Annotated in this window: 28 protein-coding genes and 1 tRNA gene; 16 read left to right on the top strand and 13 right to left on the bottom strand. The window is 66.8% G+C overall.

Annotated features, from left to right (window positions below):
* Positions 1-76: 76 nt before the first annotated feature.
* The 4 genes from polA to AAC067_RS14610 form a co-directional block, all read right to left on the bottom strand.
* The gene (gene polA / locus AAC067_RS14625) at positions 77-3,001 is read right to left on the bottom strand and encodes a DNA polymerase I (RefSeq protein WP_339933587.1); all 2,925 of its coding nucleotides are present in this window, start codon (positions 2,999-3,001) and stop codon (positions 77-79) included.
* A 71-nt stretch (positions 3,002-3,072) separates the two neighbouring features.
* On the bottom strand, positions 3,073-3,690 hold the full coding sequence (locus AAC067_RS14620; protein WP_339933586.1) for a DUF6655 family protein: 618 nt from the start codon (positions 3,688-3,690) through the stop codon (positions 3,073-3,075).
* Position 3,691: 1 nt separating this feature from the next.
* A complete protein-coding gene (locus tag AAC067_RS14615; RefSeq protein WP_339933585.1) occupies positions 3,692-4,132 on the bottom strand; it encodes a VOC family protein in 441 nt (146 codons plus the stop codon).
* Between the two features lie 15 nt (positions 4,133-4,147).
* Positions 4,148-4,387, bottom strand: a complete 240-nt coding sequence (locus AAC067_RS14610) for a zinc-finger domain-containing protein (RefSeq protein WP_339933584.1) — start codon at positions 4,385-4,387, stop codon at positions 4,148-4,150.
* A gap of 124 nt (positions 4,388-4,511) precedes the next feature.
* On the opposite strand from AAC067_RS14610, the gene AAC067_RS14605 reads away from it, so the two are divergent.
* Positions 4,512-5,486 carry an ABC transporter ATP-binding protein gene (locus AAC067_RS14605; protein ID WP_339933583.1) on the top strand — a complete coding sequence of 325 codons (975 nt, stop codon included), beginning with the start codon at positions 4,512-4,514 and terminating at the stop codon, positions 5,484-5,486.
* 23 nt (positions 5,487-5,509) lie between these two features.
* On the opposite strand, the gene AAC067_RS14600 is transcribed toward AAC067_RS14605, so the two are convergent.
* Both AAC067_RS14600 and bioB read right to left on the bottom strand, forming a co-directional pair.
* Positions 5,510-5,917 (bottom strand): Tat pathway signal protein, encoded by a 408-nt coding sequence (locus AAC067_RS14600; RefSeq protein ID WP_339933582.1) that lies wholly within the window; start codon positions 5,915-5,917, stop codon positions 5,510-5,512.
* Between the two features lie 34 nt (positions 5,918-5,951).
* Positions 5,952-6,965: a biotin synthase BioB gene (gene bioB / locus AAC067_RS14595; RefSeq protein WP_339933581.1), complete on the bottom strand. Its 1,014-nt coding sequence runs from the start codon at positions 6,963-6,965 to the stop codon at positions 5,952-5,954.
* Between the two features lie 188 nt (positions 6,966-7,153).
* On the opposite strand from bioB, the gene ahcY reads away from it, so the two are divergent.
* The gene (gene ahcY / locus AAC067_RS14590) at positions 7,154-8,545 is read left to right on the top strand and encodes an adenosylhomocysteinase (RefSeq protein ID WP_339933580.1); all 1,392 of its coding nucleotides are present in this window, start codon (positions 7,154-7,156) and stop codon (positions 8,543-8,545) included.
* A gap of 110 nt (positions 8,546-8,655) precedes the next feature.
* Here the strand turns inward: ahcY and AAC067_RS14585 are convergent, their stop codons facing one another.
* Positions 8,656-9,777 carry a hypothetical protein gene (locus AAC067_RS14585; RefSeq protein ID WP_339933579.1) on the bottom strand — a complete coding sequence of 374 codons (1,122 nt, stop codon included), beginning with the start codon at positions 9,775-9,777 and terminating at the stop codon, positions 8,656-8,658.
* Between the two features lie 142 nt (positions 9,778-9,919).
* Here AAC067_RS14585 and AAC067_RS14580 point away from each other — a divergent pair, with 142 nt between their 5' ends.
* Both AAC067_RS14580 and AAC067_RS14575 read left to right on the top strand, forming a co-directional pair.
* Positions 9,920-10,126, top strand: coding sequence for a twin transmembrane helix small protein (locus AAC067_RS14580; protein ID WP_339933578.1), 207 nt, complete (start codon positions 9,920-9,922; stop codon positions 10,124-10,126).
* Between the two features lie 18 nt (positions 10,127-10,144).
* Positions 10,145-10,717: a cob(I)yrinic acid a,c-diamide adenosyltransferase gene (locus tag AAC067_RS14575; RefSeq protein WP_339933577.1), complete on the top strand. Its 573-nt coding sequence runs from the start codon at positions 10,145-10,147 to the stop codon at positions 10,715-10,717.
* Here AAC067_RS14575 and AAC067_RS14570 read toward each other — a convergent pair.
* On the bottom strand, positions 10,714-11,055 hold the full coding sequence (locus AAC067_RS14570; RefSeq protein ID WP_339933576.1) for a hypothetical protein: 342 nt from the start codon (positions 11,053-11,055) through the stop codon (positions 10,714-10,716). The two genes, AAC067_RS14575 and AAC067_RS14570, sit on opposite strands and share 4 nt — an antisense overlap.
* Before the next feature lie 122 nt (positions 11,056-11,177).
* On the opposite strand from AAC067_RS14570, the gene AAC067_RS14565 reads away from it, so the two are divergent.
* From AAC067_RS14565 to arfB, 7 genes are all read left to right on the top strand, one after another.
* Positions 11,178-11,942 (top strand): electron transfer flavoprotein subunit beta/FixA family protein, encoded by a 765-nt coding sequence (locus tag AAC067_RS14565; protein ID WP_339933575.1) that lies wholly within the window; start codon positions 11,178-11,180, stop codon positions 11,940-11,942.
* Entirely contained in the window at positions 11,942-12,874 is a 933-nt protein-coding gene (locus tag AAC067_RS14560; protein WP_339933574.1) for an FAD-binding protein, read from the top strand. The genes AAC067_RS14565 and AAC067_RS14560 overlap by 1 nt, the downstream gene beginning before the upstream one ends.
* Before the next feature lie 22 nt (positions 12,875-12,896).
* Positions 12,897-13,184 carry a DUF167 family protein gene (locus tag AAC067_RS14555; RefSeq protein WP_339933573.1) on the top strand — a complete coding sequence of 96 codons (288 nt, stop codon included), beginning with the start codon at positions 12,897-12,899 and terminating at the stop codon, positions 13,182-13,184.
* 94 nt (positions 13,185-13,278) lie between these two features.
* Positions 13,279-14,775 carry an amidohydrolase gene (locus AAC067_RS14550; protein WP_339933572.1) on the top strand — a complete coding sequence of 499 codons (1,497 nt, stop codon included), beginning with the start codon at positions 13,279-13,281 and terminating at the stop codon, positions 14,773-14,775.
* Complete coding sequence (locus tag AAC067_RS14545; RefSeq protein ID WP_339933571.1) at positions 14,775-16,133, top strand: amidohydrolase family protein; 1,359 nt, start codon at positions 14,775-14,777, stop codon at positions 16,131-16,133. The genes AAC067_RS14550 and AAC067_RS14545 overlap by 1 nt, the downstream gene beginning before the upstream one ends.
* A 13-nt stretch (positions 16,134-16,146) precedes the next feature.
* Positions 16,147-16,623: a YaiI/YqxD family protein gene (locus AAC067_RS14540; protein ID WP_339933570.1), complete on the top strand. Its 477-nt coding sequence runs from the start codon at positions 16,147-16,149 to the stop codon at positions 16,621-16,623.
* Positions 16,620-17,027, top strand: a complete 408-nt coding sequence (gene arfB, locus AAC067_RS14535; protein WP_339933569.1) for an alternative ribosome rescue aminoacyl-tRNA hydrolase ArfB — start codon at positions 16,620-16,622, stop codon at positions 17,025-17,027. The genes AAC067_RS14540 and arfB overlap by 4 nt, the downstream gene beginning before the upstream one ends.
* Here the strand turns inward: arfB and AAC067_RS14530 are convergent.
* Genes AAC067_RS14530 through AAC067_RS14515 form a run of 4 tightly spaced genes read right to left on the bottom strand, consistent with a single transcriptional unit; the run spans position 17,024 to position 20,654 of the window.
* The gene (locus tag AAC067_RS14530; RefSeq protein WP_339933568.1) at positions 17,024-17,767 is read right to left on the bottom strand and encodes a hypothetical protein; all 744 of its coding nucleotides are present in this window, start codon (positions 17,765-17,767) and stop codon (positions 17,024-17,026) included. The two genes, arfB and AAC067_RS14530, sit on opposite strands and share 4 nt — an antisense overlap.
* Before the next feature lie 52 nt (positions 17,768-17,819).
* Positions 17,820-18,272 (bottom strand): hypothetical protein, encoded by a 453-nt coding sequence (locus tag AAC067_RS14525; protein ID WP_339933567.1) that lies wholly within the window; start codon positions 18,270-18,272, stop codon positions 17,820-17,822.
* A gap of 22 nt (positions 18,273-18,294) precedes the next feature.
* Positions 18,295-19,890 (bottom strand): 2-polyprenylphenol 6-hydroxylase, encoded by a 1,596-nt coding sequence (ubiB, locus tag AAC067_RS14520; RefSeq protein ID WP_339933566.1) that lies wholly within the window; start codon positions 19,888-19,890, stop codon positions 18,295-18,297.
* Positions 19,878-20,654 (bottom strand): class I SAM-dependent methyltransferase, encoded by a 777-nt coding sequence (locus tag AAC067_RS14515; protein WP_339933565.1) that lies wholly within the window; start codon positions 20,652-20,654, stop codon positions 19,878-19,880. The genes ubiB and AAC067_RS14515 overlap by 13 nt, the downstream gene beginning before the upstream one ends.
* A gap of 138 nt (positions 20,655-20,792) precedes the next feature.
* Between AAC067_RS14515 and AAC067_RS14510 the strand changes: the two genes are divergently transcribed.
* Together AAC067_RS14510 and AAC067_RS14505 are read left to right on the top strand one after the other, a co-directional pair.
* Positions 20,793-21,095 (top strand): 4a-hydroxytetrahydrobiopterin dehydratase, encoded by a 303-nt coding sequence (locus tag AAC067_RS14510; protein ID WP_339933564.1) that lies wholly within the window; start codon positions 20,793-20,795, stop codon positions 21,093-21,095.
* A 1-nt stretch (position 21,096) separates the two neighbouring features.
* Entirely contained in the window at positions 21,097-21,891 is a 795-nt protein-coding gene (locus AAC067_RS14505; protein ID WP_339933563.1) for an SDR family oxidoreductase, read from the top strand.
* A gap of 152 nt (positions 21,892-22,043) precedes the next feature.
* Here the strand turns inward: AAC067_RS14505 and AAC067_RS14500 are convergent, their stop codons facing one another.
* Positions 22,044-23,324, bottom strand: coding sequence for a hypothetical protein (locus AAC067_RS14500; RefSeq protein ID WP_339933562.1), 1,281 nt, complete (start codon positions 23,322-23,324; stop codon positions 22,044-22,046).
* Between the two features lie 133 nt (positions 23,325-23,457).
* On the opposite strand from AAC067_RS14500, the gene AAC067_RS14495 reads away from it, so the two are divergent.
* The 3 genes from AAC067_RS14495 to AAC067_RS14485 all read left to right on the top strand — a co-directional run bounded on the left by AAC067_RS14495 (position 23,458) and on the right by AAC067_RS14485 (position 26,554).
* Positions 23,458-23,534: transfer RNA gene (locus AAC067_RS14495), tRNA-Arg, on the top strand.
* 210 nt (positions 23,535-23,744) lie between these two features.
* On the top strand, positions 23,745-25,229 hold the full coding sequence (locus tag AAC067_RS14490; protein ID WP_339933561.1) for a M12 family metallo-peptidase: 1,485 nt from the start codon (positions 23,745-23,747) through the stop codon (positions 25,227-25,229).
* An 11-nt stretch (positions 25,230-25,240) separates the two neighbouring features.
* Positions 25,241-26,554, top strand: coding sequence for a hypothetical protein (locus AAC067_RS14485; RefSeq protein WP_339933560.1), 1,314 nt, complete (start codon positions 25,241-25,243; stop codon positions 26,552-26,554).
* The last annotated feature ends 27 nt before the right edge of the window (positions 26,555-26,581 follow it).

Raw genomic sequence — 26,581 nt, 5'->3', positions numbered from 1 at the left:
TTGCCTGATGCACTGCGCCGACTCAAGACACGATCACCAGTGCGTACTCTTGGCTGCGTCCTGAAAAGCTTGGGGCTCAATGCGCGTCATCCCAGTTCCCCGCCGCCCGCGCATCGACCACCAGCGGCACCGACAGAGCCACAGCCGGGTCCCCCGCCCCCTCCATCACCCGCTTGATCACGGCGATGGCGGCCTCCGCCACCCCCTCCGGGGCCTCGAAGATCAGTTCGTCGTGCACCTGCAGCAGCATCTTCACCTCTGACCCCGAACCGGGCCCGAACCCCGCCTCGACCAACGCCCCCGGCATCCGCATCATGGCGCGGCGGATGATGTCGGCGGCCGCCCCCTGGATGGGGGCGTTGATGGCGGCGCGTTCGCCGAACTGGCGCTCGGCCCCCGATTTGGAATGGATGGCGGGAATGTGGATGCGGCGGCCGAACACGGTCGAGACGTAGCCGGCCTCGCGCACCTCGGCCTTGATCGCCTCCATATAGTCGCGGATGCCGGGGAAACGCTCGAAATAGGTCTTGATATAGGCCCCGGCCTCTTCCCTCGGAATGTTCAGCTGCGCCGCCAGGCCAAAGGCGCTGATGCCATAGACGATGCCGAAATTGATCGCCTTGGCGCGGCGGCGCGTCTCGGCCGGCATGCCCTCGACCGGCACGCCGAACATCTCGCTGGCGGTGGCGGCGTGAATATCCAGGCCCGCCTTGAACGCCCGTTTCAGCTCGGGAATGTCGCCGATATGGGCCAGCAGCCGCAGCTCGATCTGGCTGTAGTCGGCGGATATCAGCACATGGCCCGGCGCGGCGATGAAGGCCTGACGGATCTGGCGGCCGATGCCGGTGCGGATCGGAATATTCTGCAGATTGGGGTCGGAACTGGCCAGCCGCCCGGTGCTGGCCGCGGCCAGCTGATAGCTGGTGTGGACCCGGTCGGTGCCGGGGTCCAGCGCCGCGCTCAGCGCATCGGTATAGGTGCCCTTCAGCTTGGCCAGCTGGCGCCATTCCAGCAGCACGCGCGGCAGTTCGTGGGAGAGGGCCAGCTCGTCCAGCACGGCGGCGTCGGTGGCCCACTGGCCCCCGGCCGTCTTCTTGCCGCCGGGCAGGGCCATCTCCCCGAACAGGATCTCGCCCAGCTGTTTGGGGCTGGCGACATTGAACGGCCGCCCGGCCAGGGTGTGGGCCTGGGCCTCCAGCTCGACCATCTTCAGCCCGAACTCATGGCTCAGCCGTTTCAGACGCGCCGGATCGACGCGGATGCCGTGCAGCTCCATCTGCGCCAGCACCGCCGGCATGCCGCGCTCCAGCGTCTGATAGACGGTCATCAGCCCGGCGGGGGCCAGGCGCGGATACAGGATGTGGAACAGCCGCAGCGTCACATCCGCGTCCTCGGCCGCATAGGCGGTGGCCGGTTCCAGCGGCACATGGGTAAACGAGATCTGGGCCTTGCCGGTGCCGCACACCGATTTGAACGGGATCGGCTCATGCCCCAGGTGCAGGCGCGACAGCTCGTCCATGCCGTGGCCGTGCAGCCCGCCCTCCAGCACGTATGAGATCAGCATGGTGTCGGCGATCGGCCCGACGCGCACGCCGTGGCGCGCCATCACCGCCAGGTCGTATTTGATGTTCTGGCCGACCTTCAGCACCGCCGGGTCTTCCAGCAACGGTTTCAGCCGGGCGAGGGCTTCGGCGGCGTCGATCTGTTGCAACGGCGCGCGGGTGTCGGTGGTGTCGCCGAAATCCAGCCCCCCGGCCCCGGCCATCTCGGGATGGGCGTGGCTGATCGGGATGTAGCAGGCCTGGTTGGGCCCGACCGCCAGCGACAGGCCGCACAGCCCGGCATGGGTGGCCGACAGGGCGTCGGTCTCGGTGTCGAAGCCGATGATCCCGGCGTCCGAGGCTTTGGCGATCCAGGCGTCCAGCTGCTCCAGCGTCTGCACGCAGTCATAGGCGGTGGTGTCGATGCTCTGGGCCGCGACGTCGGCACTGACCGGCTGCGGGCCGTGGCGGGGGCTGGCGACGGGGGCCGAGAGGGTTCCAGAGGCGCCCGCCAGCGACGACTTGGGCTGGAAGGCCGAGCCGTCATGGGCGCTGGCCTTGCCGTCGCCGACGCGGCGCGACAGGCTGCGGAACTCCATCAGCTCCAGAAACGCCGACAGGGTGGCCGGGTCGGGGTCGCGCACCGCGAATTCCTCGACCGGGGCGGGCAGGGGCAGGTCGCACACCAGGGTGACCAGGTCGCGGCTCATGCGGATCTGGTCGGCGAATTCGATCAGGGTCTCGCGCCGCTTGTTCTGTTTCACCTCCGACGCCCGCGCCAGCAGGCTGTCCAGATCGCCGTATTCCAGGATCAGCTGGGCCGCCGTCTTGACCCCGATGCCGGGCGCGCCGGGAATATTGTCCGAGGTGTCGCCGATCAGGGCCTGCACATCGACGACCCGGTCGGGCGTGACCCCGAATTTGTCGAACACCGCGTCCTCTTCCAGCCGCCGGTCCTTCATTGGGTCGTACATCACCACCCCGCCCCCGATCAGCTGCATCAGGTCCTTGTCAGAACTGACGATGACCGCCTCACCCCCCGCCTCCCGCGCCCGACAGGCATAGGTCGCAATCAGATCGTCGGCCTCGTATCCGGGCAGCTCGACGCAATGCACCCCGAACGCCGCCGTCGCCTCTCGCACCAGCGCGAACTGCGGCACCAGATCCTCCGGCGCCGGCGGCCGATGCGCCTTGTAGGCCGGGAACATCTCGCTCCGGAACGTCCGCTCCGAATGATCGAACACCGCCACCAGATGCGTCGGCCCGTCCCGCCCCTTCATGTCCTGCAACAGCTTCCACAGCATGTTGCAGTACCCCTGCACCGCCCCCACCGGCACCCCGTCCGACTTGCGCGTCAGGGGCGGCAGGGCGTGATAGGCGCGGAAGATGTAGGCCGAGGCGTCGATCAGCCACAGGCGCATCGGGGCAGCGGTCGGGGAGTCGGATTCGGTGTCGCTCATGGCGCGACCATAGGCGTCGCGTACGGCGACGTCATCGGCTTCGACGCCCCTTCAGGTCCGGATCGTGCGGTTCAGAATTGGCGCCAGCTGTCGCCGACATCGCGTTCGCCCGGCTCGACGCTCTGCTGGCCCCAGGCGACGATCATCAACAGCCGGTGGCTGCGGATACGGAACTCGCCGGTCATCGGCGCGACGGTGCCCAGCGGCGAGCCGTTCTCCGGATCGTAGAGAAAGCCCGAGAACTCAGCCACGCCGACGCGGTCGCGCCGGCTGTAGACCGACAGTTCAGGCAGGGCGACGACATTGAGACCGCCGTTGATCGGGATACGCATCTCGGGAAGGCCGAACACGCGTCGCATCTGCTCCAGCGACAGGGCCCCGGCGCGCAGTTCCAGCACCGCGTCGGCCTGGGCCTTGTCCGGGCTCAGGGCATAGCCGGCGCTGGACAGGGCACCGCGCACGGCGCTGACCGCATAGGCAGCGCTTTCCGCGCGGAAATAGGTGTCGTCGACGAAGACTTTCGCGCCCACCGGAATCGGCAGGACCAGGCCCTCGGCCGCCCTGTCCGCGGCGCGGGCGACCAGCAGTTGTTCCGTCGCGCTGCGCGCCGGCGCGGTCTCGACCGTCGAGGCGCAGCCGGTCACCAGGGCGGCCGTGGCAAGCGCCGCCGTCAGGACTCGCAGGCTCAACCTACCAGGTTCCGGTATTGGGCATGGACAGCCAGGGTTCGACCGGGGTCAGGGGTGAACCCTCCTGCAGCAGTTCGATCGAAATGCCGTCCGGCGAGCGGATGAAGGCCATGCGGCCGTCGCGGGGCGGGCGGTTGATGACCACGCCGCCGTCCATCAGCCTCTGACAGGCGGCGTGGATGTCCGTGACCTTGTAGGCGAGGTGGCCGAAATTGCGCCCGCCGTCGTAGGTTTCAGGATCCCAGTTCCAGGTCAGCTCCAGCTCGGGTGCGTGGTCGGCGGCCGAGCGTTCAGCGTCAGCGGGTGCCGCCAGGAACACCAGGGTGAACCGGCCGGCCTCATGCTCCGTTCGCCGGACCTCGGTCAGACCCAGCAGGTCGCCGTAAAAATGCAGGGCGGCGTCGAGGTCGGCGACCCGGACCATGGTGTGCAGAAAGCGCATCCTGACCCGACCGGCTCAGTGGGCTTCGGGCGGACGGGCAGCCGGATCGAGATATTCATTCTCGGGCAGGGGATGGGCCGACAGCACGAAGCGGCGGTCGCAATAGCCGCATTCAACGAAATTCTCGTCGCCCATATCCATATAGACCAGCGGATGACCCAGGGCCCCACCGCCGCCGTCACAGGCGACACGCTTGGCGGTGACCACAATCTGTTCGGGTGGCGGGATGATCGCAGTGATATGGCGCGGGGGCATTTTCGGCTCGTGACCTTGGCGGAGAGGATCGCCGCGCATACCTATGCGTCACGCCGACAGGCGTCAATTTATTGGTAGCCGGCCGCGCTTCGCGCTGATCAGGGCTGCGAGACATGGACCGTTGATGACCGAATCCGAAGCCCTGCCCGTCAACGCCATCGAGGTTCACGGTCTTGAGAAGACCTACGCCGGCACGCGCAAATCGCCGCCCAAGACGGCCTTGCGGGGCGTCGATCTGGTCATCCCCCGTGGATCGATGTTCGGTTTGCTGGGGCCCAACGGCGCGGGCAAGTCGACTCTGATCAACATCCTCGCCGGGGTGGTCAACAAGACCGGCGGCACGGCCGCTGTCTGGGGGCGGGACCTCGACCGCGACCCTCGCGACGCCCGTGCGGCGCTCGGGGTGGTGCCACAGGAGATTGTCGCCGACGTCTTCTTCACCCCGCGCGAGGCGCTGGAGGTGCAGGCCGGCTTCTATGGCGTACCGGCGAATGAGCGCCGCTCGGACGAACTGCTGGCGGCGCTGGGCCTGTCGGACAAGGCCCATGCTTATGTTCGTGCCCTGTCGGGCGGCATGAAGCGACGACTGATGGTAGCCAAGGCCCTGGTGCACAATCCGCCGGTGTTGATCCTCGACGAACCCACGGCCGGGGTCGATGTCGAACTGCGACGGCAGTTGTGGGAATACGTCCGGCACATCAACGCCGAGGGCGTCACCATCCTGCTGACCACCCACTATCTGGAGGAGGCCCAGGAACTCTGCGACACCATTGCCATCATGAACCGGGGCAAGGTCGTGGCCTGCGAGCCGACCCCGCAACTGTTGCGGCGACTGGATACCCGCAACGTCATCGTCACACCCGAAACGGCGCAGACTCCACCACCGGAACTGAAGGGGTTTGACGTCGCGGCCCGGCCGAACGGGGCCTTTGCCGTCACCTATCGCAAGGGAAAGTCTTCGGTCGAACAGGTGCTGGCGGCGGTGCGTGCGGCCGGGATCACCATCGCCGACATCACCACCGAGGACCCGGACCTGGAAGACGTCTTCCTGGCCCTGACCTACGGCGATGCGGACCAGGTCAGTCCGACCAAGGACTAGCCCCATGCGGACCGTCGGCCGGATCAGGCCACCATCACCGTGCCGATGAGCAGATGGGCTCCACGCCGGCCGAGGGTGGAGTCGGTCACGGCCTGAAGTCGCGTGACCATGCGTTCGACGTCGGGTGGCGCGCCGGGCAGCATGGCGCTGGCGATCTGCTGGACGACCGTATTGTAGGCGGCGCGCAGCCGGGGCCCGGATTGCTCCGCACGGGTGCGCAGCCCGGCGTCGGGGACATCGACTCCGGTCTCGACCGTCAGAACCCCGCGTCGACCGTTCGGTCGCATAATCGTGGCGGTGACCGTCGGAAAGCGAATGAAGCTGGAGGTCGAACTGCTCCCGCTCTCGCTGCGGGCAAGGGCAGGGGCGGCCGCCGTCGAGGCAGCGGTGAGGGTCAGGGCGGTGAGGCCGAGAAGTGCGCGACGATCCATCCGGTCAGAGTAGGGCCGGCCACTTAAGGTCCGGTTACGCTCGGGCCGCCGCTGTAACGCCGCCCGCCTCCATGGCACGCAGGTCCAGCAGGGCGAACAGGGCAGCGTCCTCGTCCTGTTCCGGATTGGGTGTGGTCAGCAGCTTACCGCCGACGAAAATCGAATTGGCCCCGGCGAGGAAGCACAGTGCCTGCATCTCGGGGCTCATCGTCTCGCGTCCCGCCGACAGCCGCACCATGGCCTTGGGGCAGACCAATCGTGCCACCGCGACGGTGCGGACGAATTCGATCGGGTCGATCTGCCCTTCTTCCAGCATCCGCTCGCCCAGCGGCGTGCCGGTGACCGGCACCAGCGCATTGACCGGCAGGCTGTCGGGATGTGCGGGCAGGGTGGCCAGGGCGTGCAGCAGGCTGGCGCGGTCACGCCGTGCTTCGCCCATGCCGACGATGCCGCCGCAGCAGGTGCTCATGCCCGCATCGCGGACGTGCTTCAGCGTGTCCAGCCGGTCCTGGTAGGTCCGGGTGGTGACGACCTGGGCGTAATACTCCGGGCCGGTGTCCAGGTTGTGATTATAGAAGTCGAGTCCCGCGTCCTTGAGCTGACGTGCCTGATCGGCGGTCAGCATGCCCAGTGTGGCGCAGGTCTCCAGCCCCAGCGCCTTTACCCCCGCGATCATGGTCGCCAGCTTGGGTGTGTCGCGGTCTTTCAGTTCGCGCCAGGCCGCGCCCATGCAGAAGCGGCTGGCACCGCCCGCCCTGGCCGCCATGGCCTCGGCCAGCACCGCGGTGGCGTCCATCAGCTTTTCGGCTTTCAGTCCGGTGTCGAAGCTGGCTGACTGGCTGCAATAGCCACAGTTTTCGGCGCAACCGCCGGTCTTGATCGACAGCAACTGACTCTTTTGCACTTCTGATGGATCGAACCACGCCCGGTGCACGGTGGCAGCCTCAAACACCAGTTCCATGAACGGCCGGGCGAACAGGGCCTCAACCTCGTTGAGGGTCCAGTCATGGCGCGGCTGGGCGAAGTTGCGGGCGGCGGGGCGGTTCATTGCGATGTCATCGGCCATGGGTGCTGACTAGCGGCTCGCCGCTGACGCGCCAAGCGCCGGAATTCGAAATCCGGACGTGATCGTCCGCCGCATCATATAAGGATATCCTTATATGAGCATTGCTCCCTGCGGCCCGTCGGGCTATAGGGCGCGGCAATCCCCCCTAATTGGCGAAAGAGCGTTTCCGCATGACCGACTACATCGTCCGCGACATTTCCCTGGCTGACTACGGCAACAAGGAAATCTCCATCGCCGAAACCGAAATGCCCGGGCTGATGGCCCTGCGCGACGAATTCGGTACCAGCAAGCCGCTGAAGGGGGCCCGCATCGCTGGCAGCCTGCACATGACCATCCAGACCGCCGTGCTGATCCAGACGCTGGAAGCCCTCGGCGCCGAGGTCCGCTGGGCTTCGTGCAACATCTTTTCGACCCAGGACCACGCCGCGGCCGCCATTGCCGCCTCGGGCACGCCGGTGTTCGCCACCAAGGGCGAGACCCTCGAGGAGTACTGGGACTACGCCCACAAGATCTTCGAATGGGCCGACGGCGGCTACCCGAACCTGATCCTCGACGACGGCGGCGACGCCACCCTGCTGTGCGTGCTCGGCCCCAAGGCCGAGAAGGACATCTCGGTGCTCGACAATCCCGAGAACGAGGAAGAGGAAGCCCTCTATGCCGTGATGAAGCGCTACATCAGGGAAAAGCCGGGCTTCTATTCGGCCATCCGCGACGCCATCGGCGGCGTCTCCGAAGAAACCACCACCGGCGTGCACCGCCTGTACCAGATGGCCGAAAAGGGCGAGCTGCCGTTCCCCGCCATCAACGTCAACGACAGCGTCACCAAGTCCAAGTTCGATAACCTCTACGGCTGCCGTGAAAGCCTGGTCGACGCCATCCGTCGCGGCACCGACGTGATGCTTTCGGGCAAGGTCGCCGTGGTCTGCGGCTATGGCGACGTCGGCAAGGGCTCGGCCGCGTCGCTGCGCAACGGCGGCGCGCGGGTCATCGTTACCGAGATCGACCCGATCTGCGCCCTGCAGGCGGCGATGGAAGGCTATGACGTCCAGACCCTGGATGACGTCTGCGACAAGGCCGACATCTTCGTCACCGCCACCGGCAACAAGGATGTGATCACCGTCGATCACATGCGCCGGATGCGTAACAACGCCATCGTCTGCAACATCGGGCATTTCGATTCCGAGATTCAGGTCGCCGGCCTGAAGAATTTCAAATGGGACGAGATCAAGCCCCAGGTCGACCACATCGAATTCCCGGGCGGCAACAAGATCATCCTGCTGTCGCAGGGGCGTCTGGTGAACCTCGGCAATGCGACCGGTCACCCGTCGTTCGTGATGTCGGCCTCGTTCACCAACCAGACGCTGGCGCAGATCGAACTGTGGACCAACAAGGCCAAATACGAGAACCAAGTCTATGTCCTGCCCAAACACCTCGACGAGAAGGTCGCCATGCTGCACCTGGCCAAGCTGGGCGCGAAGCTGACGACCCTGTCGAAGGAACAGGCCGCCTATATCTCGGTCCCGACCGAGGGGCCGTTCAAGCCGGATCACTACCGCTACTAGATCCCGTTCCACCCGGTCAGGGTGGAGGGCGAATTGGCAAGGGCCGGCGGGAAACCGCCGGCCCGTTTCCTTTTGTGGGGTGGCTTCGGTGGCCCGGATCCGGCGAGGCCTCAGGCGGCGGCGGGGTTGACGCCGATGGTCTCACCATATCCGAGCAGGCCGATCTCGAAATCCATCAGGATATCAATGAGTTCTCCCACGTCTGCTGGGGCCCGTCCCGGCGCGAACCGGTAGCGCCAGAAGCTGACGATGTGCTGGAGCGCACCGAGCTGTTCCCCGAGGCGGCTGAACATTGACGGAGCCTCGATCAGGAAGTCCCTGAACACGCCCGACTGGCCTTCAATGGACAGGCCGGCGAAGGCATTGTCATAGACCTCGATCGTGACCCGAACCTCCTCGCAGGTGCGCAGGATTCGGCCACGCAGCAGCTCGCGCGTTCGCGACAGATAGTCCTTGAGAGCCGGTTCGATCCGGCCGCGGGGGACCATGTTCGCGACCTCGTCCGATACGGCGCTGATCTCCGCAGTCAGGGTTGTCAGGACCCATTTGTAATAGAGGAAACCCTTCCAGCAGAAGATGCCCTCCTGGTAATCGTCCGGTGCCAGTCGCAGGGTGACGCGCAACGCTTCCATATGTTCGCCGGGTTCGCCGGACAGGATCTTGCCGGCCAGGGTCTGGACGGACCCCGGCATGAACTCGAGGTCGCCGACGCTGAGACTGACGAGGGGCTGGATCTCGCTTTCGACGAAGGTGGACATCTGGTCGAGGTCCGACTCGCTGATCGCGAAATAGCAGGCGGCTGGTTCGATGCCGTTGCGGCGTAGCCGTTCGCGCAACAGGAACGGATCCAGCGAGGGCAACTGATCGAGGACGCTCAGGGTCTCGACGTCCGGATGGTCCGGTGTCAGACCGAAGCCTTCCTTAACGATCCGATCGAAGCCGAGCTGATTGATAAAGGTGTAGCGGCCGCCCGCCTTCAGCTCTTCCGCATCGATCGGCAGGATGATCTTTGTCGCCACGTGCCGCCGCCCGACGAAACAGTCCAGCTCGTCCCGGCGCAACCGGTGTTTGAGGATCATGGCGCGGTTCAGGCTCATGGACTCGAACAGGGGCTGTTCGGCCCAGGCGCGCGTGTGGCCGTGATCGTTCGCCACCTTGAGCAGGTTGAGCAACCGCGCGGTCGACGCCGAATGGCGCAGATTGTCCAGATTGCGAATAGTTCTGTCGGTCATCCCGGTCCTCGCCACGACTTATGGCCTGAAATGGTGACCAATCGCTTAGCCCGGCGGCAAAAACTTGCATCGCACCGTTGCGGCACCCGGTCGCGGCACGCGCCGACTGGTCTCCCACTGCGCAGCGGACTAGAACAGAGCCATGCAAAACGTCTTTACCGTTCTGATCCTGCTGGCCGTGGCCGCGGTGACCGTCACACTGGGCTTCGGGATCTATTCGCTCTTCCGGGGCGGGGACTATGCCCGCTCCAATTCGAACAAGCTGATGCGGCTGCGCATCGTGCTTCAGGCCGTCGCCGTCACCCTGCTGATGGCCGGCCTGTGGTGGAAGACATCACACGGCGGCTGAAGCCCCGAGGAAGAGCCAATGGTCGTTCTGAACAAAATCTACACCCGTACCGGCGATGACGGATCCACGCGGCTGGCCTCGGGGGAGCCGGTGTCCAAGTCCTGCGCGCGGGTCTCGGCCTATGGCGCGGTCGACGAGTTGAATGCCGTCATCGGTGTCGCCCGGCTGCATTCCGGCCAGAATGACCGGATCGACGCGATGCTGGGTCGTATCCAGAACGAACTGTTCGATCTGGGCGCGGACCTGTCCACGCCGCATGAGCCGCCGCCGAAATGGGAGGCGCTGCGCATCCTCGACAGCCAGGTCGAGCGGATCGAGTCCGAGATCGACTGGATGAATGACTGTCTCAAGCCTCTGGACAGCTTCATTCTCTCCGGTGGCGCGCCCCTGTCGGCGCATCTGCATCTGGCCCGTACCGTCTGCCGACGGGCCGAACGCGAGACGGTGCGTCTGGTCGAGTCCGGTGAGACCGTGACCCCGGCGGCGGCCCGCTATCTGAACCGGCTGTCGGACCATCTGTTCGTCGCGGCCCGACGGGCCAACGCCAATGGCGGCGGTGACGTCCTGTGGAAGCCCGGCGCGACCCGCTAGCGACCCTGTGAGGCTGCGAGCCGGGCGCGCTGGACATCAGCGTCGGCGTCGCGGGCGCGTTTCTGGGCGGCGATCTCGTCCTCGATCCGCACCAGTTCACGGTTCTTTTCGGCCGATGCCGCGGCCCGCTCGCCGGGATTGGGTCGACCCGTGATCTCGGCGATCGAGATCGGTTGGGCGCAGATGCGGCCTTCGTCGGCCCACCACTGTCCGCGGGCCTCACAGCGTTCGCCCGGCTCAGCCCATAGCGCCTGATAGGCGAAAGCTCCGGCCACCAGTACGCCGAACAGGCTCAGGAACAGGGCGCTCAGCCGTTTCATCGTCAACAGGCGTTTCATCGCGTTTTCCGGCGTGTTTCAGGACAGGTCACCACGGCGACTTGACCCGACGTTACATTGACAGGCCCTTCTGGCCGTTCCATTCCGTGCCGCAACATTCCGGCGCTTGTATGGGTAGGCTCATGAAGGTTCTCGTCCCTGTCAAAAGGGTGATCGACTATAACGTCAAGGCTCGAGTGAAGTCGGACCAGACCGGCGTCGATCTGGCCAACGTCAAGATGAGCATGAACCCGTTCGACGAAATCGCCGTCGAGGAGGCCGTACGTCTGCGCGACGGCAAGGACCATCATGCCGCCGGCACCGCTACCGAGATCGTCGTGGTCTCGATCGGCGTGACCCAGGCCCAGGAAACCATCCGCACCGCCCTGGCCATGGGGGCCGACCGCGGCATCCTGATCCAGTCCGACGCCGATCTTGAGCCCCTCGCTGTCGCCAAGCTGCTCAAGGCGGTGGTCGACGAGGAGAAGCCGGACCTGGTTCTGCTGGGCAAACAGTCGATCGACGGAGACAACAATGCCGTAGGCCAGATGCTGGCGGCCCTGCTGGACTGGCCCCAGGCCACCTTCGCCGGCAAGATCGTCATCGCTGACGGCAAGGCCACGGTGACCCGCGAGGTCGACGGCGGCCTGCAGACCCTGGCGGCCCCGCTGCCGGCGGTGGTGACGGTGGACCTGCGGCTGAACACGCCGCGTTATGCCTCCCTGCCCAACATCATGAAGGCCAAGAAGAAGGAGATCGCCATGAAGGCGGTCGCCGACTACGGCATTGACGTCGCGCCGCGTCTCAAGGTCCTGAAGGTCACCGAGCCGCCCAAACGCTCGGCCGGTATCATCGTGGCGGACGCCGCCGAACTGGTTTCCAAGCTCAAGACCGCGGGGGTCCTGTAATGGCCGTTCTCGTCATTGCCGACCGCGACGGGGACACCGTCCGCGACACCACCCACAAGACCGTGACGGCGGCCCTGGCCCTGTCCGGCGACGTCGATGTCCTGGTCCTCGGCGACGGCTCCAAGGCCGCCGCCGGTGCCGCCGCGAAGATCAAGGGCGTGCGCAAGGTTCTGCAGGCTGAAAGCCCCGCCCTGGGTCACCAACTGGCCGAGGCCGTCGCCGCGACCGTGGTGGCCATGGCCGGGGGCTATGACGCGATCCTGTCGCCGGCCACCACCGACGGCAAGAATTTCATGCCCCGTATCGCCGCCGCCCTCGACGTCGCGCCGATCTCGGACATCATCGAGGTGGTCTCGGCCGATACCTTCGTGCGCCCGATCTACGCCGGCAACGCGCTGGAGACGATCCAGTCCTCGGACGGCAAGAAGGTCATCACCGTGCGCCCGACCGCCTTCAACGCGGCGGAAGAGGGGGGGGCGGCCGCGGTCGAGGCTGCCAAGGTCGTCGACGCCGGTCGCAGCGCCGGCTTCGTCTCGGAAGAGATGGTCAAGTCCGACCGTCCCGAACTGGGCGCGGCCAAGATCGTCGTATCCGGTGGGCGGGCCCTGGGTTCGGCCGAGGAGTTCCACGCCGTGATGGATCCGCTGGCAGACAAGCTGGGTGCTGCCGTCGGGGCCTCGCGCGCTGCCGTCGACGCCGGCTATGCGCCCAACGACTATCAGGTCGGCCAGACCGGCAAGGTCGTGGCTCCGGGCCTGTACATCGCCATCGGCATCTCCGGCGCGATCCAGCATCTGGCCGGGATGAAGGACTCCAAGATCATCGTCGCCATCAACAAGGATCCCGACGCCCCGATCTTCCAGGTCGCTGATTTCGGCATCGTCGCCGACTACAAGGTGGCCATCCCGGAACTGATGACGGCGCTGGGCTGATACGAAGGCCGGGTGGAGCGGAATGTCCGACTCCGCCCGCCTCGCTGTCCGCCTGACCCCCGGTGCCGCCGCCGACCGCATCGACGGCTGGGATGTCGACGCCGAAGGGCGCGCTGTTCTGAAGGTCCGTGTGCGCGCCCGCCCGGTCGAGGGCGAGGCCAATGCCGCCCTGCTGAAATTGCTCGCTAAAAGCCTCGGCGTACCGAAATCTGCGGTGACGCTGCAGCGTGGCGGCCAGTCGCGGCTCAAGATGATTCACATCGACGGCCTCGATGACGGACAGGTACGGGCCAACCTTACGGGTTTGTAATGAATCCCACTTTGACGTTCCCGCGGGGAGGGGGTCCAATCCCGTCATCACACATCGCCGGGGCGGCGATGGTTGGGTCTCTGGGGAGAATTCGATGACCGTCAATCGCCTGCGGGGCACCAGCCTCGCTGTCCTCGCCTGCGTTCTGGCCGGCGGCCTGTCGCTGGGGGCCTGCGCCACCACAGGAGCGGCCGGAACCACCGACACGCCGGCCGCGTCCAGCGCCGACAACGGCCGGACCCTGGCCCGCGGCCTCGACGCGGCCGCCAATCCTGACCCCTTCCCCTCGACCTATGCGGCGATGCCGCGCGAGAACATGGCCATCGTCGGCGGCACGGTCCTGACCGGGGCCGGCACGAAATTCGACAATGGCGTGGTCATCGTCACCGACGGGCGGGTCACCGCGGTCGGCGACGCCGCGACCCCCGTGCCGGCGGGCTTTCGTGTCGTTGATGCCCGCGGCCGCTATGTCACCCCCGGGGTGATCGACACCCACAGCCACCTCGGCGTCTATCCCTCGCCCGGCGTGCAGGGCATGAGCGACGGCAACGAAGCCACCAATCCCAACACCGCCCAGGTCTGGGCCGAACACTCGATCTGGCCCCAGGACCCCGGCTTCAACACCGCTCGCGCGGGTGGCGTGACCACGCTGCAGATCCTGCCCGGATCGGCCAATCTGTTCGGCGGTCGCGGGGTCACCGTTCGCAATGTGCCGTCGATCACCATGCAGGGCATGAAGATGCCCGGCGCGCCCTACGGGCTGAAAATGGCCTGTGGCGAGAACCCGTCGCGGGTCTACGGCAGCCGCAACCAGTCGCCGGCCACCGGCATGGGCAATGTCGCCGGCTATCGCGCCGCCTTCATCGCCGCCCGCGAATACAAGGCCAAATGGGACAAGTGGCGCGATGACGGCGAGGGTTCGCCGCCGACCCGCAATCTCCAGCTCGAAACCCTGGTCGGGGTGCTGGACGGCACGATCCTGATCCAGAACCACTGCTACCGCGCGGACGAGATGGCGGTGATGATCGATATCTCCAAGGAGTTCGGCTACCAGATCACCGCCTTCCACCACGCCATCGAGGCCTACAAGATCGCGCCGATGCTGGCCCGCGAGGGCATCTGCGCCGACATGTGGACCGGCTGGTGGGGCTTCAAGATGGAGGCGCTCGATGCGGTTGAGGCCAATGCCGCCCTGGTCGATGCCCCCGAGGGCTCCTGTGCCATCATCCACTCCGATGACGCCCAGCTGACCCAGCGCCTCAACCAGGAGGCCGCGGCCGCCCTGGCGGCCGGTCGCCGTATCGGTATGACCATCCCCGAGGAGCGGGCGATCAGCTGGATCACCCTGAACCCGGCCCGGTCGCTGGGTATCGCCGACCAGACCGGATCGCTCGAGGCCGGCAAGCGCGCCGACGTGGTGATCTGGAGCGCCGATCCCTTCAGCATCTACGCCCGCGCCGATCAGGTCTTCATCGACGGGGCCCTGACGTTCGATCGCATGAACCCGGCCTATCAGCCGGTGTCCGACTTCGAACTGGGTCAGCCCGGTTACGACCTCAGTGCCGCCAACGTCCGTGAAGGAGCCCGCTGATGCGTCTCACCAGCTTCATTCTCGGCGCCGCCGCGGCCCTGACCCTGTCGACGCCCTCTCTCGCGCAGGAACTGACCGCCATCACCGGCGGCCGGGTCCTGACCGGCACTTCAGTGATCGAGAACGGCACCGTCGTCCTGCGTGATGGCCGGATCGTCTCGGTCGGCACCAGCGCGGCCCCATCCGGGGCCCGGATCATCGATGCGCGTGGCAAGATCGTCACCCCCGGCTTCGTCGCCGTCGACAGCGGCCTGGGCGGTTCCGAAGTGTCCTCGGTCCGCGGCTCGAACGACCTGTCCAGCAGCGCCAACAGCGTCAGCGCTGCGTTCGACGTCTCCTACGGTCTCGATCCCTGGTCCTTCACCCTGCCGGTCGCCCGGCTCGGCGGTGTGACCCGCGCCATCGTCACCCCCAGTCATGCCGGTGGCGGCGGGGGTGGTCACGCCCATGACGACAGCGACTTCGCCGGCGTCGGTTCGGCCGGCCTGCAGTCGCCCAGCCTGTTCGCCGGCCAGGCGGCCGTCATTCACCTGGCCGAGGGTACCGATATTCTGGTCAAGCCGCGGGTAGCCATGGTCGCTCCGTTCGGCGAAGCCGGAGCCGGCATCGCGGGTGGGGCGCGCGGAGCCCAGTTCACCCAGTTCAAGGAAACCCTGGCCGAGGTCCGGCTGTTCGCGCGCAACCGGTCGGCCTATGACCGCGCCGGCCTGCGCGACCTCAGCCTGTCGCGGGCCGATCTCGAGGCGCTGATCCCGGTCGCCAACGGCACGATGCCGCTGATCGTCACCGTCCATCGCGCGGCCGACATCCAGCAGGTCCTGCGTCTGGGCCGCGAGGAGGGGGTCAAGCTGATCCTCGACGGGGCCGAGGAGGGCTGGCTGGTCGCCGATCAGATCGCCGCCGCCGGCGTGCCGGTTCTGCTCAATCCGATCGCCAACCTGCCGAGCAGTTTCGAAATGCGCGCGGCCCGGATGGAGAACGCCGCCGCCCTCCAGGCTGCCGGGGTTGTCATCGCCATCAAGGGCAATGAGGGCTCGACCCACCGCGCGCGCGATATTCGCTACAACGCGGGCAACGCCGTCTCGCACGGCCTGTCCTATGAGGCCGCGATCGCGGCCATCACCGTCAACCCGGCGCGGATTTTCGGCATGGCCGGCCAGTTCGGTGAGCTGAAAGCCGGGGCTGCGGCCGATGTGGTGATCTGGTCCGGTGACCCGCTGGAACCCCTCAGCCAGGCCGAGGCCGTCTATATCGGCGGCGAGGCCCAGTCGATGACCAGCCGCCAGTTCCTGCTGCGCGACCGCTATCGTAACGGCGGGGTTCAGGCCAACGGGATGCCACCGGCCTACGGACAGTGATACAGGGCGGGGCATGACCCCGCCCGCCACACCTGCCACCCGCCTGTTCATCGACGCCGACGCCTGTCCGGTGAAGGATGAGGTGTATCGCGTGGCCGAACGCTACGGCCTGCAGGTCTTCGTCGTCTCCAACGGCTGGATCAACACCCGCCGCGCGCCGTGGATCGAACAGGTGGTGGTCGATGCGGGTCCGGACATCGCCGACGACTGGATCGCCGAACGCGCTGTGACGGGCGACATCGTCATCACCTCGGACATCCCGCTGGCCGACCGCTGCCTGAAGGCCGGCGCCCAGGCGATGAAGCCCAATGGCCAGCCCTTCACCCCCGACTCGATCGGCTCGGCCCTGGCTGGACGTCTGGTCGGTGAGCATATGCGCTCCATGGGCCTGCCGACCTCGGGCCCGCCCCCCTTCGGCCCGAAGGACAGGTCCGCCTTCCTGCAGGCGCTGGACACGGCGGTGGTCCGGGCGCGACGGAGCGTGCCGTGAGCATTGTCATTCCCGAGGATGAGCTGGAGTTTCGTTTCTATCGCGCCGGCGGACCGGGCGGTCAGAACGTCAACAAGGTCTCGACCTCGGTGCAGATGCGGTTCGACGCGCGCAACTCGCCGTCCCTGACCGAACCGGTGCGGGCACGGTTGATGAAACTGGCCGGCAGCCGGCTGACCCTCGATGGCGTCATCCTGATCAATGCCGTGCGTTTCCGCTCACAGGAACGCAATCGCGCCGACGCCATCGCCCGGCTGCAGGAAATGGTGGACACGGCCGCGGTGGCCCCGGTCTATCGCGTGCCGACGCGGCCGACCCGGGCCTCGAAGGAAAGGCGACTGGTCGGCAAGGCCAAACGCTCGGGCATCAAATCGGCGCGCGGACGACCCGACACCTCGGATTAGTCCGGACCGCGCCGGCCCTGACCTTGACCCCGACCCGGACCCCGCCCCTCGCCGCGCTGCAATGCGGTTTCGGGAAGTTCGCTCATGAGCAGACGGCCGTCGTGGTCGCTGTCCAGCAAGCGGAACCAGCGATCCGCCGTCGCGTGCCATTCGTCCCGGGTAACCTTCTGATCGAAATTGGTATCGGCCGATTTGACCGGCTGGGGCACGTTGAGCAATCCGGCCATCGCGAGGCGTGATACGGCACCCCCGCCGTCCCCGCCGTCCCGGCGGCCCTGTCCCCTCTGGCCACCCTGCCGGCCACCACCACCGCGCTGCGGCCGCTCCTGATCTCCGGCCAGGGCCAGTCCATGGACCGGGGGCAGCGATCCTGAACGCTCGGGATTGCGCCGGTCCGCACCGCCGGGCCGGCGACCGCCCTGCAGGGCCAGGGTCACCTCCTGCTCGTACTGCATGATTTCACCGAGACTCAGGACCTGGTCGCCGTCCCGGTCCAGCCGGAGGAACCAGCGATCACCGTCGACGGTGAACTCGGTCGGGGTCAATATGTCGTTGTGGTCACTGTCCGCGCCGGTGAACCAGGCCGTGACCGGATAGGGCTCGCTGGGGCCGGACGTGAAAGGTTCGCCGAACGGACTGACAAAGACCTGGGGGCCGGCCGGGTGCGGGGGGGCCTCCGGCGCGGTGGCGCAGGCTGGAACCAGCATCAGCAGGCCAAGGCCCGCGATCGACATACGCATCTAGCTTCTCCGGTGGGCCCCCACCCGCCGAAGCTTCAACGCTGGACGGTGCCTATTCCGTCGGGGCTGGTCGGAACAGCAGGGCCCCGATCTTGCCGTCGTCGTTGAAGCCGATCATCCATTCCGTTTCCGCATTGGCGAACAACACGCTGAACAGATCGGCCCCGTCGCGCTTGCCGACGAAGGTCACGGCCTGCACCGCACCGAAACTCTGGATCAGCGGGGTGACCTGGTCGGCCTGGGCGGTGATCGCGGTGATCAGGTCATCGGACAGGTTGGAGGTGTCGATGTCGCCGGCGGCGGCACCGGCGATGAAATCGCGCAGGGCGTCCTCGGAGCGCTCATCGGCCATGGTCTGAACGATCGGGGGCGCGGCGGGCGCAGCCGGAACGGCGATCGTCCGGTCGAAGCTGTTGGGCAGGGTGGCAGCGGCCGGTCCGGTCTGGGCCAGGGCGGCGGCGGAGCTGAGCAGCAGGGCCAGGCCGGCGAGCAGGGCGGTCTTCATGGGCGATACTCCGGAGTGAGGATCAGAGAATGGTCTGCCAAAGCGACAGAACAAGGGCACCGATGCCCGTGGAAAGAGCCAGAACCACCCCGGCCACGATCCACGGCGAGGTGACGGACTGCACTACGACCGGGGCCGGTTCAGGCGGCCGCTGAGCCCATTGTGACAGGGCCCTCAAGGTCGACAGGACCTCGTCCACGGTCTCGCGGATCTGGGCCTGGGGTCCCAGTTCGCGCCGGATCCAGCGTTCGACCACCGGCTGGGACGCTGCCCACAGATCGTGGTCCGGGTTCAGCCGCCGGGCCACGCCCTCGACCGAAACCATGGTCTTCTGCAGCAGGATCAGTTCGGGCCGCAGATGCATGTCGAACAGGGCGGTGATCTCGAACAGCTGACCCAGTAGCCGGCCCATCGACACCTGGCTGGCCTGTTTGCCGATGACGGGCTCGCCGACGGCGCGCAGGGCCTGGGCGAAAGCCTCGACCGAATGGTGCGGCGGCACATAGCCGGCCTCGAAATGGACCCGGGCGATGCGCTCGTAGTCGCGGCTCAGGAAGCCCCACAGGATCTCGGCCAGATAGCGTCGCTCGGACGGTCCGAGGCGACCGATGATGCCGAAATCGACAGCCACCACCTCGGCCGGGGCGCGGGCGAACAGATTGCCCTCGTGCAGGTCGGCGTGAAAGGTCCCGTGGTCCAGCGCCTGGCTCAGGAAGGCGCGCACGATGTTGTCGGCCAGGGCATTGCGGTCCAGCCCCGGCTGATCGGCGGCGGCCGGATCGGTCATCGCTATGCCGACGGCCCACTCCAGCGTCAGCACGCGCTTGCCGACCCCCTCCCAGACCACAGCCGGGGCCGTCATATGGCTGCCACCCTCGGCCAGACCGGCGTCCATGATGTCCTTCAGTTCCGAGGCGGCGGCCGCCTCCAGTCGCATGTCCAGCTCCAGCTGCAGCGCGCGGGCGATGGTTTCGACGAAGGCGCGCGGTTCCAGCCGGCGCGACAGGGGCACGAACCGGTCGGCCAGCCGCGCCGCCAGCCGCATCGAGTCCAGTCCTTTGGCCACCCGTCGCTCGACCCCGGGGCGCAGCACCTTGACCGCCACCTTGCGGCCGTCGGCCAGCCAGGCCGGATGGGCCTGGGCCAGGGAGGCGGCCCCGATCGCGTCGCCGAAATCCGTGAACAAACTGTCCAGCGGTCGGCCCAGCGAGCGCTCCACCTCGGTGCGGGCCTCGGCCGTGGGGAAGGGCTCCAGCCGGTCCTTGAGTCGGCCCAGGTCGGTGGCGAACTCGGTGCCGAAGATGTCGGCCCGCGTGGCCATGACCTGGCCCAGTTTGATCGCCACCGGGCCGAGGTGTTCAAACGCATGGGCCAGACGCTGGCCGGGGCGGCCCACACGGCCTTCGCGGCGGGCGAACAGATGGATCAGGGCGGCGAGCGGGCGGGCCCAGCCGGGCAACTGTCCGGTGATCTCGCGCGGGCTCAATGCGTCGTAGCGCGCCAGCACGCCCAGCCAGCCGATCAGCCGCCAGCTCGCGCCCAGCGGGTCGCGCACGGGAAGGGCGGTGGGCGGCGTCGGGGCCGTTCGGTAGCGGGCCGTGCCGGTCAGATCGCCCACCCGTGGTGGATGGCCGCGATGCCGCCGGACAGGTTGGTCACCGTCACCCGACTGAAGCCGGCGGCCTCGATCATCGCCTTGAAGGTCTTCTGGTCGGGGAAGCGGCGGATGCTCTCGACCAGATATTGATAGCTGTCGCGGTCGCCGGCGATCCAGCCGCCGATGCGCGGAATGGCCTTGAACGACCAGGCGTCATAGACCGATCGCACCGGTGCCGTGGTCGGGCGCGAGAACTCCAGGCACAGGAACCGTCCGCCGGGCTTCAGCACGCGTCGCGCTTCGGCCAGGGCCTGGGGGATGTCGGCGACATTGCGGATGCCGAAGCTGATCGAATAGGCGTCGACCGAGGCGTCCGGCAGCGGCAGGGCCATGGCGTCGCCGACCGTCCACGACATCTCCGGTTCGCCGCCCTTGTCGACCCCGGCCATGATCATCTCGGCATTGTAGTCCAGCACGATGATCGAGGCGTCCTCGCCGCCGCGCCGCTGCTGGGCTGCGCGCGCCATCTTCGCATAGCGCCGGGCCATGTCGCCGGTACCGCCGGCGACATCGAGGATGGTCTCGCCCGGGCGCGGGTTCAGCTTGGCCGCGGCCGCGTCCTTCCACAGCCGGTGGACGCCGCCGCTCATGACGTCGTTCATCAGGTCATAGCTGGAGGCGACGCTGTCGAATACGCCGCGCACCATGCGCACCTTTTCGGTCGCGTCGACGTCGCGAAACCCGAAGGATGAGGTCTTGCCGGATGCTGTGGCGGGGTCGGTCATGCGCGCGGTTTAGCCGTTTGCAACGACGCCGTCACCGGGCCTCGTGGTCGCGGTTGCATCGGGGCCGGTCCGGCCCGGCAAGCGCTTGTGGCGACGGGACGGGCGGGATACGGCAGAGGGGCAAAGAGGAGACGGATAATGGCGCTTCAGGCCCTTGACCTTACGGAAGCCCTGGCCGGCCTGCCGGGCTGGACCGCCGCCCCCGGCGATCGCCCGGCCATCGCGCGGGCCCTGAAATTTGACGATTTCAACGCCGCCTTCGCCTTCATGACCGCGGTGGCCCTGCTGGCCGAGAAGATGGATCACCATCCGGAATGGTCCAATGTCTATAACCGGGTCCAAATCCTGCTGACCACCCATGACGCCGGCGGTGTCACCGACAACGATATCCGCATGGCCCGGTTCATCGATGCGACCGCTGACCGCCTGGGAGGGCAATGAGATGACCACGACAGGGCGGGGCCGGGTCGCGGGCAAACGGGCCCTGATCACCGGCGCGGCCGGCGGGCTGGGCGCGGCCATGGCCTGGATGCTGGCGCGTGAGGGGGCAAGGGTCGCCCTGACCGACGTCAATCTGGCCGGGGTCGAGGCCCTCGCCACCGCTATCAATGCCGAGGTGCCGGATTCGGCCTTCGCCTTCGCCCATGACGTGACCAGCGAGGCCGACTGGATCGCCATAGTCGAGTCCGCCGTCGCCGCCATGGGCGGGCTGTCGATCCTGGTCAATAACGCCGGCATCGGTGGCGAGCTGCACTACGCCGAGAGTGACACGCTGGAGAACTGGCACCGGGTCCAGGCCGTCAATGTCGACAGCGTCATGCTGGGCTGCAAACACGCCATGGCCCATCTGCGCGCCGCGGCCCCGGCCTCGATCATCAATATCTCGTCGGTGGCGGGTCTGGCCGCCGCTCCGGGGATGGGGGCCTATAACGCCACCAAGGCGGCGGTGTGGATGTACACCAAGACCGTGGCGCTCGAGGCCGCGAAACAGGACTGGAACGTGCGCTGCAACTCGGTGCATCCGGTCTTCATCAAGACCCCGATCCTCGATCCCTTCATCGCCATGGCCGGCGGTGACGAGACCACCGCCCACCAGAAACTGGCCCGCGGCATCCCGATGAAGCGGATCGGCGAGCCCGACGACGTGGCGTACTGCGTGCTCTATCTGGCCTCAGACGAGAGTAAATTCGTCACCGGGGCCGAGTTCAAGATCGACGGCGGCATGCTGGCCCAGTGAGCCCTGACCGTCTCCTCCCCATCGGAGATGGGGAGGGGGACCGCGAAGCGGTGGAGGGGGCTGTCCGAGTCGCCGCCCCCAGCCCCTCCGTCACGGCGCGTAGTCGCGCCGCGCCACCTCCCCATTCGCTTCGCAAACAGGGAGGAGACTCGTCAGTCGACCAAATCCACCGGCAGGATCTGGCTGCTAAGCAGGGTCTCCATCGCCGCCCAGTGATCCGGCCCCTGACGTTCGACCCAGGCCTGGACCGTGTCGCGGCCGAGGCCGTAGTTGATGATGTAGCTGCGATAGGTCTCGATGAAGCGCAGCCGCTGGGCCGCCTTGTCCGGGGTCGTCAGCGAATATTTGGCCAGCCGGGCGATGGTCGCATCTCGGTCGACCCGGCCGGACAGGAAGTCGTCGGCGATGGTATATTCCGCCCGCGCCAGCCGTCGCATCAGGGTCCCCAGCCGGGCCTTCTGCGGGAAATCGGCGTCCGTAATGCCGGCCAGCGGGGCCAGCACTTCCGCCTCGTACCGCATGCTCTCGTCGCCGGGAAAGGCCAGGTCGATGCCGTAGTTGGCGCTGCCTTCGGCCACGAACGACATGGGGCTGAACAGCGGATAGACGCTCATCTCGACCCAGCCGCGCCGGGTTACAAAGGTCCGCTCCAGCAGGGCGTTGTAGACGTGGTGGCCCGGATAGCCCTCGTGGCAGCCCAGATCGATGGCCCGCTCGGTATGGATCGGGAAGTCGGCATTGATCTCGATGCGGCTGGCGGCGTCGCCGAGATAATAATTGTAGCCTGACCACGGCTTGTCGCCGACGAAGCTGAGGGTGAAACGCTCATTGGCCGGCAGGGCGATATGGGCGGCGGTGCGGGTCCGGCATTCGGCGATGGCGGCGCTGATCACCGGTTCCAGCCGGTTTTTCGGAATGACGAAATCCGCCTTGAACGCCGTGACCCGGTCGGTCAGCGCGCCCGGGCCGGGCACCAGGGCGTCGATCTCGGCCAGCACCGGATCATAGGTCGACAGGGGTTTCAGTTCCGGACGAATGCCGAACAGAGCCTCGGCCTCGTCGGCGAAGCTCATGGTCTCGCCGGACAGCATACGCAGCCGCGCCGCGGCCGCCGACACATGGGCCAGCAGATATTTGCGGCGCTGCACCGTCGCCGCATCAGCGCCAGCCATGGGGACGGCGTTCAACCGGGCCGTCAGCGTCGCGGCTCCGTCGGCGAGGGCCGGGATCTCGCGAGGGTTGGCCTTGGCTGCCGCCTGCCATTCCGGCGGGCCGTAATAGGCGTCGACATAGCCGGGCTCGCGCTCGCCGATCTCGAGGATCAGGGCCACATAGTCGGCGGCGATCCGGTCGAGATTGTCGGCCGGAGCCGGAACCGGCGCAGTGGCGCAGGCGCCCAGCAGCATCAGGAATGACAGGGCCAGGACACGCATCGGCAGAACTCCGCAACAGGACAGGCCCACGCTAGAGCGAAATCGCTCCGGACGCGACCGGGTCCGCGCAAGGGGGATTGAGGCCGTCCCCGTCCTGCGCTAAGCACCGCCCTCCGCCGCCGTGCGGCCGGATGCACCCGTAGCTCAGCTGGATAGAGTACTGCCCTCCGAAGGCAGGGGTCACAGGTTCGAATCCTGTCGGGTGCGCCATTTTTCTTCTCGTCATTTTGTCGCGCTCCGTCTCGACCGCCTCCTGAATCAAGGGCGAGAACATTCGGGTCGTTATGGTCGCCGAAGTGCTGATTTCAGCCGGCATCAGATAGATGGCAGAACCGCTGGATCCGTTCTGGTCCAAAGTGCATCTATGGACTCCCGCCGCAACCTGTGGCGGTATACCAACGTTCGATCCCGGAGGAGGCCATGTTTCTAGCCTGGCTCAGCGTGGCTCTGTTCATGATCCCGGCGACGCAGGATGCGCAGCTGTCGCCAACCGCCGAAACCCGGTTGGTCGTTTCCGGTGCCGATGCCGGTGTCGATGATGCTGCGTCCAGGCAGCTACAGAATGAATTGGGCGTCCTTTCGGTGGACCAGACCTCGGTCGGACCGCAGATTTGGACGCTGCCGGATGATCGTGTGCAGGAGGCCTTCACTGCGCTCCAGGCGTCTGGGACCGTTGACGCCGTCGACTACGCCGGCGACGACTATCGTACGCTGTTCATAGACGTCGCCGAGACCTTCCTGAACCCAATAGAGCACGCGCAGCTCGAGACCATTAAAACGTGGCCCGGCGTCGAGGAGGTCCGCGTCCAGCGCACGCGGCGCGACGGCCTGTCAGCCAGCGTTCTCAGACAGGGCTTCGGCCGGATCGACGGGATGGCGGCGGAGGGTGCCTTCTTGCTTGATCTGCCAGGAAGACCCCGGTTCCTCGCCAAGGGCGCGGCGGTCGACACTGCAAGTGGCGCGATGCGTTGGCGCGGGGACGTCACGTCCCCTGACCCCCTCATCGCTCCGGGGCAGACCGGCGACGCCTTCCTCACGTTGAATGAGGGGATTGAAGGGTCTGTTGTAGTCGGTGAAGATCTCTTTCTCTTCTCCCCGCTGGGCGAGCGTGGCGTACAGACGGTAGCTCACTTCAAGGTGGCGAATCTGCCTCGGGATCACGCCGCCGGCAGTTCCGGGGGCATTGTCCCGGGGGAAGGCGCGCCTTTCGTTGAGTTGGGAGCGGCCCTGCCCGACCAACCTCCCATCATCTCGGTAGGTATTGTCTGGACGGCGGCCGCCGAGACCGAGGCCCGCAAATGGGGCCGCCACATCAGCGACGTGATCCAGAGCACCATCGACCAGACGAATTACGGTCTTGAGCGCAGCGGCGCTACGTTCCGGCTCGAGCTTGTCGGCAGCCGGGCGATTTCCGGAAGCGAGAGCGGCAACTTCCAGACCGACGCACTGGCGCTGGCAAACCGGAGCGACCGCCGTTGGGATGACGTTCATGCATGGAGAGATCAGACCAGGTCCGACGTGGTCATTCTCGTCCGGAGTTCGATAGCGGACCACTGCGGAGAGGCCGTCGCCATTAACGCCGACGAGGGCCAGGCCTTCGCGGTAGTGTCCTACTTCTGCACTATCGCAACTCACACCATTCCCCACGAGATCGGTCATCTCCTTGGGGGTCGGCATATCCGGGACAATACGACCACGACAACGCCCGCCTATGCGCGAGGCTACCTGAACGGCGAGGATTGGCGGACCATTATGGTGGAGGATGGACTCTGCAATTGTGGTCGGATCAACCACTGGGCCAATCCGAACGTCCGCTACCAGGGGGTGGCGACCGGTGTGGCCAATCAAAACCATGACCTGCGGGTGATGAACGCCAATGCTGCGCGCGTCGCCGCCTATCGTTGAAGGGAATCGTAATGTTCACGCAACTCACCAGGGCGGCATTCGCGGGGACGGTTTTATTGGCCGCCGCCTGCACGGCCCTGCCCGGCGGTGCCCGGATCGATCCCTCCGTTGTGCCGGCCGGTTCGGTTGCGTTCGATGGCCTGCTGGAGGCCGACAGCGGCCCGAGGACCGAGGGGTCGACCCGCTACATCTACATGGTCCACGGCATGGGCAACACCTCCCGCGACTACTCCAAACACCTGTTCGAGAGAATGGTCGACCAGGGCTACAACCGCACCGGGGGACAGGACTGGGTTCGCGCGAAGCTGTCGACGCCGCTGATCGTCGAGAGCGAGGCGACGCAATGCAGGGGGGTGACGGCCCCTCCCTGCCGCTACGAAAGTTTCGGAGAGTTCCGCACCGACGCCTTTTCCAAGGGCCGTCAGCGCGTCGTCGTCTACTCCTACTACTGGCATGCGGATCTCGATCTGATCCAGGCACCGTTCATGGCTGCGGATATTGCGGAGGGACAGGACCGCTCCCTGCTCATCAGAGGCATCAAGGAGAATACCATAGTCATGGGCTTCAGCGACGCCGCTGCCTACCTGGGGCCAGCCAACAGACTGGTGCGCGAAGGTCTGGCGGTCGGGCTGTGCGCCATGCTGCGGGAAGCGGCGGGTCGCCCCGCCCGGACGCAGAATGGCGCAGTCGCTTGCGATCTCACGACCCTGACGACGGACGATGCCCAACGGTTCGGCCAGGCCGAATTCGGCTTCGTGACCATGAGTCTGGGCAGCCGCATGCTCTTCGACACCTTGGCGGATCATGCCGCAGCCTCCGATCCGGTACTCCCTGCCTTGGCCCGTCGGACCCGCTATTTCTATATGTTGGCCAACCAGTTGCCACTACTCGGTCTGGGCGGCGTGCAGGTAACCGAGGCACCGACGACGGGACCCAACGCCGACGGCGGTGCAGGCCTGCCGTCTTTCGGACCGCCGCCCAGGCCCCGCGGCTTCCTGGCCTATATGGCCGATGTAAGAGGCGCTGCGGGAGTCACCAGCGACGCCTCAGGCCCACCCCCGGTGACCGACTCCCTGGACGTGGTTGCCTTTCATGACCCGGAGGACCTGCTTGGCTTCAGGGCCGGAGCGGGCTTTGCGGACCTGAGGCCGTCAGTCCGGTTTATTGAGGTCTGGAACCGCAATGCCCCGGTCTATCTGGGCCTGGTCGCAGATCCTCGAAAAGCCCATGCGACGGAACTGGAACATGATACCTCGGCCCGGCTGATTCTGTGCGGAGCCCGCGCCGACGCGAACGGCCGGCTGACTCCTCTAACCTGCCGCTGAAGTGAGGGGCGACCCGGCGGGCCCTCT

Origin of the sequence: uncultured Brevundimonas sp. (genome assembly GCF_963977465.1) — a bacterium.
In the GTDB taxonomy this organism is placed as follows: domain Bacteria; phylum Pseudomonadota; class Alphaproteobacteria; order Caulobacterales; family Caulobacteraceae; genus Brevundimonas.
The sequence above is the reverse complement of the archived record's forward strand: the minus strand, read 5'-3'. Positions and strand labels throughout refer to the sequence as shown.

Excerpts from the sequence above, each read along its gene's own strand:
- bioB (WP_339933581.1), bottom strand. The coding sequence starts at position 6,965 with ATGAACCGCCCCGCCGCCCGCAACTTCGCCCAGCCGCGCCATGACTGG.
- AAC067_RS14610 (WP_339933584.1), bottom strand. The coding sequence starts at position 4,387 with ATGCCCCCGCGCCATATCACTGCGATCATCCCGCCACCCGAACAGATT.
- AAC067_RS14565 (WP_339933575.1), top strand. The coding sequence starts at position 11,178 with ATGAAGGTTCTCGTCCCTGTCAAAAGGGTGATCGACTATAACGTCAAG.
- AAC067_RS14575 (WP_339933577.1), top strand. The coding sequence starts at position 10,145 with ATGGTCGTTCTGAACAAAATCTACACCCGTACCGGCGATGACGGATCC.
- AAC067_RS14615 (WP_339933585.1), bottom strand. The coding sequence starts at position 4,132 with ATGCGCTTTCTGCACACCATGGTCCGGGTCGCCGACCTCGACGCCGCC.
- AAC067_RS14600 (WP_339933582.1), bottom strand. The coding sequence starts at position 5,917 with ATGGATCGTCGCGCACTTCTCGGCCTCACCGCCCTGACCCTCACCGCT.
- AAC067_RS14530 (WP_339933568.1), bottom strand. The coding sequence starts at position 17,767 with ATGCGTATGTCGATCGCGGGCCTTGGCCTGCTGATGCTGGTTCCAGCC.
- AAC067_RS14555 (WP_339933573.1), top strand. The coding sequence starts at position 12,897 with ATGTCCGACTCCGCCCGCCTCGCTGTCCGCCTGACCCCCGGTGCCGCC.
- AAC067_RS14580 (WP_339933578.1), top strand. The coding sequence starts at position 9,920 with ATGCAAAACGTCTTTACCGTTCTGATCCTGCTGGCCGTGGCCGCGGTG.
- AAC067_RS14545 (WP_339933571.1), top strand. The coding sequence starts at position 14,775 with ATGCGTCTCACCAGCTTCATTCTCGGCGCCGCCGCGGCCCTGACCCTG.
- AAC067_RS14560 (WP_339933574.1), top strand. The coding sequence starts at position 11,942 with ATGGCCGTTCTCGTCATTGCCGACCGCGACGGGGACACCGTCCGCGAC.
- AAC067_RS14585 (WP_339933579.1), bottom strand. The coding sequence starts at position 9,777 with ATGACCGACAGAACTATTCGCAATCTGGACAATCTGCGCCATTCGGCG.
- AAC067_RS14605 (WP_339933583.1), top strand. The coding sequence starts at position 4,512 with ATGACCGAATCCGAAGCCCTGCCCGTCAACGCCATCGAGGTTCACGGT.
- AAC067_RS14540 (WP_339933570.1), top strand. The coding sequence starts at position 16,147 with ATGACCCCGCCCGCCACACCTGCCACCCGCCTGTTCATCGACGCCGAC.
- ahcY (WP_339933580.1), top strand. The coding sequence starts at position 7,154 with ATGACCGACTACATCGTCCGCGACATTTCCCTGGCTGACTACGGCAAC.
- AAC067_RS14570 (WP_339933576.1), bottom strand. The coding sequence starts at position 11,055 with ATGAAACGCCTGTTGACGATGAAACGGCTGAGCGCCCTGTTCCTGAGC.
- polA (WP_339933587.1), bottom strand. The coding sequence starts at position 3,001 with ATGAGCGACACCGAATCCGACTCCCCGACCGCTGCCCCGATGCGCCTG.
- AAC067_RS14505 (WP_339933563.1), top strand. The coding sequence starts at position 21,097 with ATGACCACGACAGGGCGGGGCCGGGTCGCGGGCAAACGGGCCCTGATC.
- AAC067_RS14490 (WP_339933561.1), top strand. The coding sequence starts at position 23,745 with ATGTTTCTAGCCTGGCTCAGCGTGGCTCTGTTCATGATCCCGGCGACG.
- AAC067_RS14550 (WP_339933572.1), top strand. The coding sequence starts at position 13,279 with ATGACCGTCAATCGCCTGCGGGGCACCAGCCTCGCTGTCCTCGCCTGC.
- AAC067_RS14515 (WP_339933565.1), bottom strand. The coding sequence starts at position 20,654 with ATGACCGACCCCGCCACAGCATCCGGCAAGACCTCATCCTTCGGGTTT.
- AAC067_RS14500 (WP_339933562.1), bottom strand. The coding sequence starts at position 23,324 with ATGCGTGTCCTGGCCCTGTCATTCCTGATGCTGCTGGGCGCCTGCGCC.
- AAC067_RS14525 (WP_339933567.1), bottom strand. The coding sequence starts at position 18,272 with ATGAAGACCGCCCTGCTCGCCGGCCTGGCCCTGCTGCTCAGCTCCGCC.
- AAC067_RS14485 (WP_339933560.1), top strand. The coding sequence starts at position 25,241 with ATGTTCACGCAACTCACCAGGGCGGCATTCGCGGGGACGGTTTTATTG.
- AAC067_RS14510 (WP_339933564.1), top strand. The coding sequence starts at position 20,793 with ATGGCGCTTCAGGCCCTTGACCTTACGGAAGCCCTGGCCGGCCTGCCG.